The sequence below is a fragment of the Paenisporosarcina sp. TG-14 genome (genome assembly GCF_000297555.1).
Taxonomy (GTDB): domain Bacteria; phylum Bacillota; class Bacilli; order Bacillales_A; family Planococcaceae; genus Paenisporosarcina; species Paenisporosarcina antarctica.
The window spans coordinates 1-16,022 of the sequence record NZ_AMGD01000038.1; the positions used below are offsets into that span (position 1 = coordinate 1).

A 16,022-nucleotide genomic window follows, 5' to 3' on the forward strand; every position below is an offset into this window, starting at 1 on the left:
AATACAGCTTTATGGTGTTTTCTTTTTGTATCAGAATAGGTATTTCTTCACTTTTTATTGATAACAATTTATATAATTTTTAACCTCTATGTCATTATTGCTATTTAATTTACATTTTTCGACAAAACAATACCTATTAACCCTCTTTTAATAGTCTATTTATCATGATAATATAATTTGAAGTTCTATAATTCGGGTAATAAGAACTAAATAAATCGAAAAGTAGGGATTTCAATGGTCGATATTCATTCACATATATTGTGGGAACTTGATGATGGTTCGAAAAATATATTTAGTAGTGTGGATATGGCTAAACAAGCAGTGGCGGAAGGTATCACTTCTGTAATCGCAACTCCACACCATAGACACCCGAGTTATACAAACGAAAAAAAGAATGTCCTTATACGAGTTAAAGATCTACAAAGTGAATTGAAAAGACAGAACATACCTCTTAACATATATGCGGGACAAGAGATACGGCTGTTTGGAGAAATGCTAGATGCATTCAACCACAGCGAAGAGTTATTAACATTAAACAATTCGGAATATATTTTAGTGGAATTTCCACCTTCAAACATACCGAAGTATACTGAGCAGTTGTTTTATGACTTGCTTGTAAAAGGCTACACACCAATTATCGCTCATCCAGAACGCAATGCAGCAATCGCTGAAAACACAGACAAGTTATACCGCCTCATCAAAAACGGTGCATTGTCTCAAGTAACAGCGGCGAGTGTAGCGGGAAAGTTCGGTAGAAAAACACAGAAATTAAGTTTAAATCTTCTTGAGCACCATCTAGCTCACTTTGTAGCGTCAGACGCTCATAACATGACGAATCGTAGTTTTGTTTGGAAGCAAGGCATGGACAAGCTGAAGAAAGAGCTTGGTTCAGATATGGTGACATTAGTGAACACGCAGGCTGAAGATGTGTTGCAAGGACGCTCCTTTAAAAAGTTAGCACCTGAGCGTTTTCAACAACGAAAGAAGTTGTTTGGCCTTGTTTAATCTACTAATTCAGAAGGAAATAGGACTCATGACAAAAGAAAAAAGAACAGTTTTGTTGATTCTGCTAGATTCAATGATTGTATTGTTCTCAATATATGCTGGTTATTTCGCCTTTCATCCTTACATCAACGTATTTACAAACGAAATTCTAGTAGTTAGTTCTCTTTCAATCTTAATCGCTCATCACTTTTTTGCTTGGCGATTTGGGTTATATCGAAAAGCATGGTCGTATGCATCAGTTGGAGAATTGAAATCTATAGTGCGTGCGGTGACTTATACGATAATTGCGGTGATGGCCATTCAATTTGTTATTCAACAAAATATTTATTGGCGTGTACTAGTCATGACATGGATGATGCATATACTGCTAATTGGTGGTTCCCGTTTTTCATGGCGTGTCTATGTGGGTCCACATATTACGTCTGACAAGAATATTGATCGTAAACGTACATTAATCGTTGGAGCGGGATCAGCAGGTACGATGGTTACTCGTCAGTTATTGAGTAACAGTGAAGCAAGCCTGACACCAGTTGGCTTTGTAGATGATGCACGATCGAAACAATATTTGGAAATATATGGAGTTAAGGTGTTAGGGTTCATCCAAGATATTCCTGAACTTGTGAAAAAACATAAAGTGGAACACATCGTCCTTGCAATTCCATCATTAATAAAAATAGAAATGGCTGACATTATAAAGCTATGTATTGAAACAGGTGCTAAAACTCACCAAATTCCACTGATTGAAGATTTAATGACAGGTAAAATTTCTGTCAATGAAATGCGCGGTGTGAAAATTGAAGATTTACTAGGTCGTGAAGAAGTGCAGCTAGATATGAAAGTAATATCGGAGAACATTACCGGTAAAACGATTTTAGTCACAGGAGCTGGGGGATCGATAGGGTCTGAGATTTGTAGGCAAGTGATGAGGTTTAGCCCGAAACAGTTGATTATGTTGGGACATGGTGAGAATTCTATTTATTTAATTGACCAAGAGCTAAGAAATATGTATGGAGATAGTGTAGACTTTCGGCCAATGATTGCTGATGTGCAAGACCGCACGAGAATCTTCGACATCGTGGATGAGTGTAGACCTGACGTGATTTACCATGCTGCTGCACATAAACATGTTCCATTAATGGAATATAATCCGATGGAAGCTGTGAAGAACAATATTTTTGGTACGAAGAACGTTGCGGAAGCGGCGGATACCTTTGGGGTCAGTAACTTTGTGCTTGTATCTACAGATAAGGCAGTGAATCCGCCTAATGTAATGGGGGCTACTAAACGTTTTGCAGAAATGGTTGTGCAGAACTTGGCGAAGACCAGTAAGACGAATTTCGCAGCTGTACGATTTGGGAATGTGTTGGGGTCACGTGGGAGTGTTGTTCCACTATTCACGAAACAAATTGCGGCTGGTGGTCCGGTGACAATAACCGATATGAGAATGACTCGTTATTTCATGACTATTCCAGAAGCTTCTCGGCTTGTAATACAGGCTGGGACTTTAGCAAATGGTGGCGAGGTATTCGTTTTAGATATGGGTAATCCTGTGAAGATATTCGATCTTGCTAGCAATCTTATTAAACTTTCTGGGTATTCGGAGGGTGAAATTGAGATTAGGGAGACGGGGATAAGACCTGGTGAGAAGTTATTTGAAGAGTTGATGAATGAGAGTGAGAGACAGAGCGAGGTTATTTTTCCTAAGATTTATGTCGGGAAGGCTACGCCTATTACTAATCATGAGTTATTGTTCTTGCTGGAGAAAATTCCTAGTCTAACCGGTCATGAGTTAAAGGAAGTGCTTATAGGTACTGCTAATCGTAGGAATGTCGAGGTTGGTAGTTTGAAGATGATGGCGGAAGTTGGGTGATTAGGACGTGGAGAGCGTACTTTTCCCTTTCCTATACAGATAATTCAAAGTCTCGGATAAGGAATTTTGATAATTAAAGAAGGAGTGAATAATATGAGAAAATTAATAACAAGAGCAATAACTCCTGCCGCAGATCTTGGTACACCCTTCTTACCTAGAACCAAAGCTATACCGATAGACATGATGCAAATTATTTTTGAGGAAGCTATCTCTTTAGGTATTGAAGACATCATTAAAATACATGTAAATGGAAACTGGGCGATTCGAGATCATGTAGATAAAGAAAGAATATTTCTTTCATCCCCACATATGAGTGATGAAGGCTATGAAATGGAGTATATAAAAGAGGCATTTGATACCAATTGGATTGCACCACTTGGAAAGAACATCAATGAATTTGAGAATGAATTTGCTAAAAAGATAGGAAGCAAAGCCGCTGCAGCGTTAACGACTGGGACAGGAGCTATCCATTTAGCACTTAAAGCTGCAGGTATTGGTGAGGGAGACATCGTATTTTGTCCAACACTAACTTTCTCTGCAACTGCAAATCCGATAATTTATCAACATGCAATTCCTGTATTTATAGATAGTGATTATAAGTCATGGAATATGTGTCCTAACGCATTGGAAGAAGCTTTCGAAAAATATCCGGAAGTGAAGGCAGTTATGGTGGTGCATCTTTATGGTCTGTCGGCAGACATGGATAAAATAGTAGAGCTTTGTAAAAAGTATAATGTGATTTTAATTGAAGATGCTGCTGAAAGCTTAGGTACTTATTATAAAGGAAAGCCTGTTGGAACATTTGGTGATTACGGCATTTTCTCGTTCAACGGTAATAAGATCATTACTACATCCGGTGGAGGTATGCTTGTTTCTGATAATGAAGAGAGAATTGCTAAAGCTAGATTTTGGGCAACTCAAAGTAGGGACCAAGCACGACACTATCAGCATAGTGAGTTAGGGTTCAATTATCGTATGAGTAATGTTGTGGCTGGGATTGGAAGAGGACAACTTAAGGTTTTAGATCAGAGAGTTGAGAAAAAGAAGTATATTTTTGAGTTTTATAAGAGAGAACTTGGTAATTTGGATGGCATTCAAATGATGCCGACAAATGAATGGGATAACTCTAATTATTGGTTAAGTGCAATTACATTAAATGGGAATGTTAGGCCGATTGATATTATGGATGCTCTTGAAAAAGAGAATATAGAGTCAAGACATGTTTGGAAGCCAATGCATTTACAGCCGTATTTCGAGAAATTTGATTTTGTCGGGACAGATGTTTCGGAGAAATTGTTTGATAATGGGGTTTGTTTGCCGAGTGATACGAAAATGAATGATGGGGATTTAGAAAGAGTTGTGGAGATCATAAAAGGGTTGTGGAGATAGGTATGAATGCTGCAAATGGTGATATATATAGAAGGTATATTAAAAGGACCATGGATTTAGCGCTTGGTTTGATTGCTATTGTTGGTCTTATTCCGGTGTTTTTTGTGGTTGCGGTGCTTATCAGAACCAAACTAGGAAGTCCAGTGTTTTTTAAGCAAGAGAGGCCTGGGGTGAATGAAGAGATTTTTATGATGTATAAGTTTCGAACAATGACACAGGGGAAAGACGATAAAGGGGAGTTATTACCTGACAGTGTTAGACTAACGAAGTTTGGAAGTTTCCTGCGTTCTACTTCATTGGATGAATTACCGGGATTGTTTAATATATTAAAAGGTGATATGGCGATTGTGGGACCAAGGCCTTTGCTGGTGCAATATCTTCCTCTTTATAATAATCACCAAAAGCGACGTCATGAAGTGAGGCCTGGTTTATCTGGCTTAGCACAGGTAAGTGGAAGGAATTCTATCAGTTGGGAAGATAAATTTAATAGGGATGTAAAATATGTAGACAATGTAAGCTTTAGTGGAGATTGGAACATTATTTTACTTACTATTAAAAAGGTTTTTATAAGAGAAGGTATTAATTCGGAGACTAATGCAACGATGGAACCTTTTAGAGGAACTGAAAAGAAAAGAGTAGAGATATGAAAGAAAAACTTCTCATAATCGGTGCTAGTGGACACGGAAAAGTGGTTGCGGACATTGCTTTGAAAATGAATAAATGGCCGAGTATTGCTTTTTTAGATGATGATCAAAATATCAAATCATCATTGGGAAAAGAAGTTATAGGGACAATTAACGATGTTTTTAAATATCTAGATAATTGGGATGTTTTTGTAGGTGTTGGTAATAATTCTATGAGAGAAAAAATTCAAGATAAGCTAGAAACAGAAGGTGCAAGTATACCTATTTTAATTCATCCTAATGCTGTAATTGGAAAGCATGTCGAGATAGCAGGTGGAACGGTTGTTATGGCAGGAGTTGTTATTAACTGCTGTACCGAGATTGGTAAAGGTTGCATTATTAATACTGGTGCTTCGTTAGACCATGACAATTTAATTGGAAATTATGTTCATGTATCACCTGGTACACATTTAGCAGGTACAGTGACAGTTGGCCAAGGATCGTGGTTAGGAATAGGTAGCATAGTGAGTAATAATGTAAAAATTGCTAGCGGCTGCAAAGTTGGTGCAGGTGCTGTGGTAATTAAAGATATATCTGAAATAGGTATTTATGTTGGGATTCCGGCACGGAAGTTAGAGTGATATAAATAAGTATGCGACTGGAGAGTAATAATTGAAAGTATTATATGTTACTACAATATCAAATACAGTAAACGCATTTTTAATTCCACATATAAAATTGCTAATTGACCAGGGACATCAAGTGGATTTAGCTTTTAATAGTGTTCAAGAATTGAATCCGGAAGTACTTGAACTTGGTTGCGCAGTCCATAATATAGAGTTTCAAAGGTCTCCTTTAAATAAAAAAAATTATAATGCATTTAAAATGTTGAAAAAACTAATAGAAAATGAAAATTATGATTTGGTTCATACACACACTCCTATAGCTTCTGCCTGTGTAAGACTTGCTTGTAGAAAAATGAGTGTGATAGTTATATATACTGCACATGGCTTTCATTTTTATAAAGGGGCACCGATTAAAAACTGGGTTATATATTATCCTCTAGAACGTTACCTATCGAAATATACTGATGTTCTTATAACAATAAATAAAGAAGACTACAGGAGAGCAAGGAAATCGTTTGATTCAAAACGAGTAGAATATGTTCCCGGAGTAGGGCTCAACACAAAAAGGTTTATTAATGTATCTGTAAATAATTCAGAAAAACGTAAAGAATTATCTATTCCACTAGATGCTTTTGTGGCACTATCTGTAGGTGAACTTAATAAGAATAAAAACCATGAAACTATAATTAGAGCTATCGCAAAATTAAAAAATTCAAATATTTATTATATCCTATGTGGACAAGGACCTTTAGAAAGCTATTTAATAAAGTTAATAATAGATCTAGGCTTAGAAAAGCAAGTATCCTTATTAGGTTTCCGAACTGATATAGATGAGCTTTGCAAGATTTCAGACATATTTGTATTTCCATCAAAACGAGAAGGATTGGGGATGGCAGCGTTAGAGGCAATGGCTACAGGCTTGCCGATTATCACTTCAAATATTCATGGGATAGTCGATTATTCAGTTAATGGTGAAACTGGTTTTACCTGCAATCCAACGGATATAAAATCTTTTGCTAAAGCTATAAAAAAGTTGCAAGAGGATAAATTACTTAGAAATAAGATGGGAAGAAACAACCAAGAATCAGTAAATATTTATAGCGTTGAAAATGCTATAGATAAAAATTCAGAAATTTATCAGAATTATATAACTTAAAATAAAATTAGAATTTGATAAAAGTAATATAATAATTTTTCATATTTATTATGAGACTTAACAAAATATATTTGAATATTATCACAAACCATTTAAGAAAAAAGGTGTTAAAAATGATTAATCCAAAGATTACCGTAATAATGGGTATATATAATTGTGAAACTACATTGGAAGAAAGTTTAGACTCGTTATTAAATCAAACTTTTCAAGATTTTGAAGTTATTATGTGCGATGATGGCTCAAAAGACAACACATATGAAGTGGCAAAACGATTTTTAGTAAATAATCCAGAAAAATTTGTATTACTAAAAAATCTTCAGAACATGGGATTAAATCATACTCTTAATAGATGTTTACAATGTGCAAAAGGTATGTACATTGCTCGAATGGATGGGGACGACATTTCTTTACCCACTCGATTTGAAATACAATTGAAATTCTTGAAAGACAATCCAAATGTTGAAATTGTCAGTACAGCCATGATCTATTTTGATGAATCAGGAGACTGGGGAATAAGTAAACCTAAAATTGAACCGCAACCACAGGATTTAATTTATGGTACCCCCTTTGCACATGCGCCATGTATGGTGAAGCGAGAAGCTTATATAGCGGTAAACGGTTATACAGTGAATAGAAAATTGTTACGAGTTGAAGACTACCATTTATGGACAAAAATGTACTCTAAAGGCTTTAGAGGATACAATATTCAACAACCACTGTATAAAATGAGAGATGATAAAAATGCAGCACAAAGAAGGAGTTTTAAATTTAGATTAAATGATTCATATGTTAAATATTTAATAGTAAAGAAGTTGAATTTGCCATTCCGGAATTATTTTTATATTTTACGACCTATTGTTGTTGGATTATTGCCCCAAAAACTATATATTCATTTACACAAGAAAAAATTAGCTAATTAAATACAAATACTAAAAAGTAGAATTTGTATTTAACTAACTAACATTTAAACGAATTAGAAAGGAAATGTAAATGATTATTATTTGGAGCATGATACTCATTGTTACGACGCTAACACTAGTTTCGGAATTCTACGGAACATCGAAACTTTTAATTGATCAAAATGGTCTTACAGTAAAAATCAATAAACCAAATAAGATATTATTTTCATTTGTAGTGATTTTATTAACTTTAATTTCTGGTTTAAGATCCAGTATAGGTGATACTGGATACTATATGTATTCATATACAATAAAAAACGATTTTAATACAATATTTTCAAATAAAGATTGGGGCTACACATTAATACAGTTTATACTACAAAAGTTATCTACACATCCGCAATTTGTGCTAATTTTCACATCCATAGTGAGTATTTCTCTTATCATGGTGACTTTATACAAATACGCTCGTCCATTAACATTTGCTATATTTTTATTCATTGCTGGTGGAACTTATATTGCCACTATGAACGGACTGAGACAGTATATGGTAGCAGCAGTAATATTTGCTGCCACTAGTTTCATAATAAAAAATATGAAATGGAATTTTATCATTCTTGTTCTTCTTATGTCAACTATTCATAGTTCTGTTCTTATTATGATACCTATTTATTTTATTGTAAGACAAGATGCATGGTCAAAAAATATATTATTCCTGGTATTTTTGGTATTAATATTTTTATTTGGTTTTGAAAGATTTTTTGGAATGTTTTCTATAATGCTAGATAGTACTCAATATGGTGGGTATGCTGATACATTAGACTCATATAAAGGTGCAAGTATACTGAGGATTGCAGTTTCGGCAGTACCTGTAGTTTTAGGATTTATATATAGAAAGAAACTAGCTGAAAATGTGACAAGCTATAATATTATAATGAATTTTTCCTTATTAAATTTTTTAACACTACTAATTGCATCGTATAGTTGGATTTTTGCCAGAATAGGTATTTATTTTGGTTTATATAACTTAATTCTAATTCCAGCTATTATTTATTATTGCTTTGATAAAAAATTAAGAGTGCTGGTAGGTTTTATGGCAATAGTTTGTTATATTGTTTTTTTCTATTTTGACAGTTTATCGAATATTTATTCAAGTTATTTTTTATATATAAATAAAGAGTTAATAGGACCCTTGTCTAAATCTATGTATATAAATTGATAGTTTATAAATCATTAAGGGGTAGGTATTATTGAAAAAAAAAATATTATTTGCGATTCCAACTTTAGGCGGTGGAGGAGCAGAAAAAGTATTAGTTACGTTGTTAAATAATTTAGATGAAAATAAATATGAAATCACTTTGTTTTCGATGTTCGATAGTGGTATTAATAAAAAGTATTTAAACAATGATATAAAGTATCGTTATTATTTTAAGAAGTTATTTAAAGGCAATATTCATATACTAAAACTTTTATCACCAAAGTTGTTGTATAGACTGATGATAAAAGAAGAATATGATATTATAATTTCTTATTTAGAAGGACCAACAACGAGGATATTAAGTGGAAGTCCAAAGCACAAAACAAGGTTAATAAATTGGATCCATACAGAAATTAATAATCAGAAAACTGTGACACAATCTTATAGAAGTCTAAAAGAGGCTGTTAAAACTTATAACAAATTTGAAACAACTGTTTTTGTATCAAATACCGCACGTATTGCATTTGAAAATACTTTTAACGAAATAAAAGGGAATTTGATCGTTAAGTACAACACGGTAGATACAACTCATATTATTAATAAATCAAAAGAAAAGATTAACGAGATAGAATTTGATAGTAATAAAATTAACCTAATTTCTGTGGGAAGGTTCATTAAACAAAAAGGTTATATTAGGTTATTAAAAATCATGCACACATTAATTAATGAAAATATTAATATTCATCTTTATTTAATAGGAAAAGGCGAACTAGAAAACAAGTATTACGAAACAATTCAAAAATTTAATTTAGATGATCATGTGACTATTATGGGCTTTAAAGATAACCCCTATAAATATGTAAGAAACTCAGATATTTTTGTTTGTTCTTCTTACGAAGAAGGATATAGTACCGCCGTTTCAGAATCTTTAATTTTAGGTACACCTGTAGTCACGACACTTTGTTCTGGTATGGAAGAAATGATGGGGTCTAATAGTGAATATGGTTTAATAACAGAAAATAGTGAAGAGGCTCTCTATAAAGGTTTAAAACGAATCTTAACAGAACCCAAATTATTAGAACATTATAAACTAAAAGTAAAAGAAAGGAGAGAGTTATTTAGTACTGAGAAAACAGTCGGTGAGGTAGAGGAACTATTAGATAGAAAATGATTTTTTTTGGGAGTATTTTGATTCAAAAAAAGTACAAGATTGTAGGTGTTAATAAAATGGGTAATTTAATAGTTTCTATTATTATACCGATATATAATGTTGAAAAGTATATCTGCAAATGTGTTGATTCAATAATAAATCAAACTTATACAGATTTAGAAGTTATTTTAGTTGATGATGGTTCGCCGGATAACTGTCCTGAGATATGTGATGAGTACGAAAAGAAAGACAAAAGAATAAGAGTTGTACATAAAGAAAATGGCGGTTTATCTGATGCTAGGAATGTGGGTCTTAATATAGCTAGAGGAGAATATATTGTTTTTTTCGACGGGGATGATTATGCCGAAATTAATATGATTGAAAAAGCGTTAAAAATCGCAAAAACTTCTGATAGCGATATTGTACAATGGGGATTTTATGTCGATTTCGTTGATGGAAATGATGAACTTTATAAATCTGAAATTCATTCACAACCTCATGCCCTTTATGACAAAGAACAATTTAAACATATTAAGATAAACCAAAATTTTATTGGAGATTTGGGTTATGCATGGAACAAATTATACAAGACAAAACTATTAAAAGAAAACGATTTAAATTTCACAAAAGGGTTATCACTAGTTGAAGATATAGTATTTAACTCTCCTGCTCTCGCTTTAAGTAATCGGATCGCTTTCTTAGAAGAACCCCTATTGCATTATATGCAACGACCAAGAGTAACACTGGGAACAAAATTTTATGAGAATTACTATGAACTAAAGAGTCAAGCTTCTAACGCTGTTAAAGAATTGTTATTAGAATGGAAGGTAAAAGATTCTAAGATTGAAAGTATAATTTCATTCATGGATTTCATGGTTATGAAATCGACAGTAAGGATGCTTAGTACTACTGGTGATTATAACTTAGAACAAAAAAAAAGATATATTAATAAACTATTAGAAAATCCTGAAGTAAGAAAAATGCTTAGACACCTAAAAGTAGTTTCAATAAAAGATATGATAATACAAAGATTAATGCAATTAAAACAGACTAACTTATTGTTGCTAATATATATAAAGAAATAATAAGAATTTTGAGTTTGTCCTTAATATTCAAATAAAAACCATATAATTATTTTTAAAGAAATCTAATTATTCCTAAAATTAAAATAAAAAAGTGACATCTTTCATAACAACTTATCGGAGAAGATCCAAACGGAATACTTAATAGTTTTATTCCTTACATTACGCAAGTTTCAGTGGGGAAACGAAGTCAAGTCAATGTATTTGGTGGAGATTATCAGACCGGAGATGGGACAAGTGTCAGGGATTATATCCATGTAGTGGACTTAGCGAATGGTCATTTAAAAGCTTTAGAAAATCTTCAATTTATCAATAGAATTGCAGCATTTAATTTAGGGACAGGCAAAGGATATAGTGTATTAAAAGTTATTGAAACTTTTCAGCGAATAAACAATACTAAAATACCATATGAAATTGTTGAAAGACGATCTGGTGAAGCAGCAGAATGTTATTCAGCCATCAAAAGCCTTGGCTGGAAAGCAGAAAAAACATTAGAAGATATGTGTAGAGATGCTTGGAGATGGCAAGAGAAAAATCCAAATGGATATGAAAATTAAAGATAAATGCACTAAATTTAGGATAAAATAAAAATGTTTAAACTGAGGTGTATTTATAGAATGATGAGGAAAATAAAAAATATAATTCCAGAAACAATAAAAGGTCAAATTATTTCAAAATTCAAACCAAGTTTTGACGTAGATTTAGAAAAGTATAGAGGTAAGAAGAAAATTGTAGTTGGACTCGGAGGGTTTTATCAGAATCTGGGGGATATGGCCATTACATATGCGCAAAAAAAGTTTTTACAAAATAACTTCCCTGATTATGAAATTGTGCTTTTCCCTAGTACCTGGACTTATTCAAAAATGAAAGCTTTGAAAAGTGTATGCTCTAGAGATGATATTATTACAACAGTTGGCGGGGGGAATATGGATGAATCTTACACTTCTTTAGAAGATGCTCGTAGGTTTATCATTAAAAGTTTCCCGAATAATAGAATTATTTCATTCCCTCAAACTATTACCTTTTCTACCACGGATTATGGAAAGAAACGTTTAAAGAAAACAGTGCGAACCTATTCAAAACATAAAAATTTAAAGTTGTTTGCTCGTGAGAAAAACTCTTATGAGAAAATGAAGGCAAATTTCCCAAGAAATAAAGTAGAGTATTGTCCCGATATTGTTATGTCTCTTGATAATGTGACTCCTGAACTTGAAAGAAAAGGAGTTATTTATTGTGTTAGAAACGATATGGAATCACATCTGACACAAATTCAAAAAATTGATCTGCTAAAATCAATTAAAAGTTCATTCAATGATGTAATTATAACTGATACAGTTAATATCACTATGGAGCAATCTTCCCCGCAGAATTTCGAAAAGACTCTTGAGGACTTTTGGAAACTATTAAGAGAATCTGAAGTTGTTATAACTGATAGATTACATTGCATGATTTTTTGCGCGATAACAAAAACTCCTTGCGTCGTTTTGCCAAATAGCAACCAAAAAATAATAGGAACATATAATGAATGGCTAAGTGAGCTCGAATTTATTAAATTCATAGAAAAATTTGATGCTAGCGAAATTATTAGAACCATGAGTAATTTAAAGAAATTTAAAGCTGATAATAAAAATGCATTGAACTTGAAAGATAAATACAGAATTTTAAGAAATGCAGTTGCGGGAGAGATTGAATCTTCCTTCGAATAACACTATGTAATTAATGAGGGCTAATTTCAACTAAACAAGAGTTATAGTTTGCATTAAGATTTGAGGGCTTTTTAAATATGGAGAACAAGAATAGCCGAACAGCCAACTCACTTAGAAATACTGTCTTTGGAATGATATCACAAGTATTAATAGTTTTATTGAACTTTGGAGTAAGAACGGTATTTATACACTATTTATCAATTGAATACCTTGGAGTAAATGGACTATTTACTAACATCCTTACGTTATTATCTTTGGCCGAATTAGGTTTTGGTAGTGCTATGATTTATAGCATGTATAAACCTGTAGCTGAAGAAAATAAACGGAAAATAGCGGCTTTAATGAATCTTTATAAAAAAGTATATATATTTATTGGTTTGACAGTAGCTGGACTAGGATTATTGTTAGTGCCATTTTTAGATAACATGATAAAAGAGACTCCTAATGTTGATAAACTTACGTTCATTTATCTTTTATTCTTACTTAATACAGTTGTCTCTTATTTTTTTGCATATAGTCGTTCCATAATAACTGCCCATCAGAAAGAATATATTGTATCAAAAGTTAAATTATATACTAATATTTTTAGAGCAGTTCTACAAATAGTAATTCTTGTATTAACGCAAGATTTTATCTTATATCTTGGTATTCAAATAGTAAGTACTTTACTTGAAAATATAGTCATTTCTATTAAAGCAAAGCATCTTTACCCATATTTAAAAAAGTATAAAAAAGAACGTTTAGACGCATCGGATAAGAAGAATATTTGGACAAATGTAAAGGCTCTTGTAATTTATAAGCTTGGAAGTACTGTAATGGATGGAATGGATAATATTATCATCGCTGCATACATTGGTGTTGCAGCGGTAGGAAAACTTTCGAATTACACTTTAATTTTAGGGTCAGTAGCAATGGTTGTTTTACAATTTACAAATGCCATAACCGCCAGTGTGGGGAATTTTATAGTAAAAGAAAATGGAGAGAGGCAAGAATTTTTATTAAAAACTATTACATTTGCCAATTTTATCATATATGGTTTTTCTTTTATATGTCTAGTCTCTTTATTAAATCCTTTTATTGAATTATGGATAGGAAAAGAATACATTTTAGGTATGGATATAGTCTTTATAGTTTCATTAAACTGGTATATTTTTGGAATGATGAATTCTATTTGGACTTTCAGATCTACAATGGGTTTATTTGTACATGGAAAATATCGACCGGCGGTATCTGCAGTAATAAACTTAATTCTATCCATTTATTTAGTGCGATTTTGGGGTTTATTCGGAGTGTTAGTAGCAACTTCAATAACTAGAATAATTACAAATGTGTGGTTTGATCCGCTTATTGTTTATAAACATGGATTGAAAAAAGGAGTTATATCCTACTATTTTCTATGGGTTAAGTATTTATTAGTAGCTATGTTAAATATAGTTTTAATACAGTATTTATTTAGCTTTATTCACGAAGTAACTATTCTATCTTTTTTATTTATGATATTGATTTGTATAAGTGTTATAAGTGTTATTTTTATAGCGGTGTTTATAAAGACTGTTGAATATATATATTTGGCAACTTCGATAAAAAATCTAATACTTCAAAAATTTAATTAATGAATCTTTATTTGATACTAAAGATAATAATATGTATAGATAAAATTAGAAGCTACAAAAAAGGAGACTTGAATATGTCGCCACTTGTGAGTATTATTGTCCCTATTTATAATACGGAAAAATATTTAGAAAATTGTGTAGAAAGTCTGATAAAGCAGACTTTGAAAGATATAGAAATATTATTAGTTGATGATGCATCAACTGATAACAGCAAGGAAATCATTGAAAAGTATGCATTGCTTGATACTAGGATAATAGTGATTTATCAAGAGAAAAATTGTGGTCCTTCTGCAACACGAAATACGGGAATAAAAGCAGCTAATGGTGAATATGTAGGTTTTGTTGATTCTGATGATTTTGTAGTAGAAGATATGTTTGAAAAAATGTATTTAGCAAGTCAAGAACAGCAGGTGGACATTGTGTCTTGTGGATACAATAAATGTGATGAAGATAACAATATATTATCTAAACACCCATTTCCTATAAAATCAAGGTTGTTCCTAGATATAGATATGAAAATAGATTTAATGGTTATAGCTCATGAAACTAAGTTTGTTTGGTTTGCGTGTAGGAACATTTATAAACGGAGTATGTTATTAGTAGAAGGAATATATTTTAACGCAAAAGTTAGATTTGCTGAAGACACTATATTTAATCTTTACGCCTTTTACCATTCGAATGGTATATTTGTAATCAATGAGGAATTATATTATTACAGGGATACACCGGATAGTCTTACTTCAAAAAAAGGTAAATCATACTTAGAAGAAAATCTCATAAGACAATACCAAGAAAAAATTATTTTTTACGAGCGTTTTAATTTTGATAACAGAGCATTGGATGATTTATATAAATATATAGTCAGTCATCAACTCCCGATGATACTTTCGAATGCTGCTATACTAGAACCAGTTAAAACTGAGTTAAAATTCAATGAAATTTTATCATTACCAATGATAGCAAAGTCATTGGAGTATGTAACTTTTTTCAACAGAGATTTACCTAAAGGCATACAGTTGACCGTGATGTTAAGTAAGTTAAAACAACTGAAACTATTAAAGCTTCTTTTAAAGTAAGCGTCAAATAATGCCCACCTATTTGATAGATGGGCATTACAATATACTATCGCTACTATTACTTTGTCATCATTTCTTTCAGTTTGTACGTTCTCTTTTCTTGTCGTACGCTTTCGAAACTCCAAGTGAATGACTACCTCATCCAGCGAACACCGTTCGAAACAAAAATTAAATGAGTTGCTGTTAAAGCGGCTTTAACTGCTACAAAGCTTCTTTAACCTTCTCAGACCATTCGACGCAATCCATCGTCCCACTATGCTTATTTACCAGCATTTCAAGAATTTGGTCCTCTGCAGGAACCAACCGATCCTCGATCGGTGCTTCTTTAACGAACTACCCCACGTGATCAGGCGTAGCGGATATCCTAGTTTGCCAAGCATCGCTGATTGCACAACTACTAAAATCGTTATCTGCTACCGATTAGTTTGCAAGTTTCAAGCTCTCATTTTGCATATTTACATAGTCTGGGAAACACTTCTTTCAAATAATACGGAATAATTCTTTTTAAATTAGCAAGAAGCCGCCATCTTTGGCGGCTTCTTTTCTGAGCAGTAAGATATATTCTCTAGCAATCCAAAATCTTGTGCGCATGAAGGTTGAAGCCGAGTGATTACAGCCATCGAAATGAG

The 16,022-nt window shown here is 32.5% G+C and carries 14 protein-coding genes; all 14 read left to right on the top strand.

The genetic code is table 11. From position 1 onward, the window contains the following. The first annotated feature begins 234 nt into the window (after positions 1-234). The 14 genes from C406_RS0111445 (at position 235) to C406_RS0111510 (ending at position 15,393) form a co-directional block, all read left to right on the top strand. Positions 235-1,005, top strand: a complete 771-nt coding sequence (locus tag C406_RS0111445; RefSeq protein ID WP_017380766.1) for a tyrosine-protein phosphatase — start codon at positions 235-237, stop codon at positions 1,003-1,005. 28 nt (positions 1,006-1,033) lie between these two features. Beyond that, positions 1,034-2,875 carry a polysaccharide biosynthesis protein gene (locus C406_RS0111450; RefSeq protein WP_017380767.1) on the top strand — a complete coding sequence of 614 codons (1,842 nt, stop codon included), beginning with the start codon at positions 1,034-1,036 and terminating at the stop codon, positions 2,873-2,875. A 309-nt stretch (positions 2,876-3,184) separates the two neighbouring features. Continuing rightward, positions 3,185-4,264 (top strand): DegT/DnrJ/EryC1/StrS family aminotransferase, encoded by a 1,080-nt coding sequence (locus C406_RS0111455; protein WP_036654581.1) that lies wholly within the window; start codon positions 3,185-3,187, stop codon positions 4,262-4,264. 2 nt (positions 4,265-4,266) lie between these two features. Continuing rightward, positions 4,267-4,911, top strand: a complete 645-nt coding sequence (locus tag C406_RS0111460; RefSeq protein WP_017380769.1) for a sugar transferase — start codon at positions 4,267-4,269, stop codon at positions 4,909-4,911. Next, complete coding sequence (locus tag C406_RS0111465; protein WP_017380770.1) at positions 4,908-5,528, top strand: acetyltransferase; 621 nt, start codon at positions 4,908-4,910, stop codon at positions 5,526-5,528. The genes C406_RS0111460 and C406_RS0111465 overlap by 4 nt, the downstream gene beginning before the upstream one ends. A gap of 31 nt (positions 5,529-5,559) precedes the next feature. Beyond that, positions 5,560-6,669, top strand: a complete 1,110-nt coding sequence (locus C406_RS0111470; protein ID WP_017380771.1) for a glycosyltransferase family 4 protein — start codon at positions 5,560-5,562, stop codon at positions 6,667-6,669. A gap of 113 nt (positions 6,670-6,782) precedes the next feature. Next, positions 6,783-7,589: a glycosyltransferase gene (locus C406_RS0111475; RefSeq protein WP_017380772.1), complete on the top strand. Its 807-nt coding sequence runs from the start codon at positions 6,783-6,785 to the stop codon at positions 7,587-7,589. Between the two features lie 70 nt (positions 7,590-7,659). Then, entirely contained in the window at positions 7,660-8,787 is a 1,128-nt protein-coding gene (locus tag C406_RS19550; protein WP_017380773.1) for an EpsG family protein, read from the top strand. A 31-nt stretch (positions 8,788-8,818) separates the two neighbouring features. Further along, positions 8,819-9,937: a glycosyltransferase gene (locus tag C406_RS0111485; protein ID WP_017380774.1), complete on the top strand. Its 1,119-nt coding sequence runs from the start codon at positions 8,819-8,821 to the stop codon at positions 9,935-9,937. 56 nt (positions 9,938-9,993) lie between these two features. Then, positions 9,994-11,001, top strand: a complete 1,008-nt coding sequence (locus tag C406_RS19910; protein WP_192812602.1) for a glycosyltransferase family 2 protein — start codon at positions 9,994-9,996, stop codon at positions 10,999-11,001. Positions 11,002-11,114: 113 nt separating this feature from the next. Then, a complete protein-coding gene (locus C406_RS19915; protein ID WP_081503761.1) occupies positions 11,115-11,555 on the top strand; it encodes an NAD-dependent epimerase/dehydratase family protein in 441 nt (146 codons plus the stop codon). 63 nt (positions 11,556-11,618) lie between these two features. After that, entirely contained in the window at positions 11,619-12,704 is a 1,086-nt protein-coding gene (locus C406_RS19565) for a polysaccharide pyruvyl transferase family protein (RefSeq protein ID WP_237740554.1), read from the top strand. A gap of 77 nt (positions 12,705-12,781) precedes the next feature. Continuing rightward, the gene (locus C406_RS0111505; protein ID WP_017380778.1) at positions 12,782-14,317 is read left to right on the top strand and encodes a lipopolysaccharide biosynthesis protein; all 1,536 of its coding nucleotides are present in this window, start codon (positions 12,782-12,784) and stop codon (positions 14,315-14,317) included. 74 nt (positions 14,318-14,391) lie between these two features. Further along, the gene (locus C406_RS0111510; RefSeq protein WP_017380779.1) at positions 14,392-15,393 is read left to right on the top strand and encodes a glycosyltransferase family 2 protein; all 1,002 of its coding nucleotides are present in this window, start codon (positions 14,392-14,394) and stop codon (positions 15,391-15,393) included. The last annotated feature ends 629 nt before the right edge of the window (positions 15,394-16,022 follow it).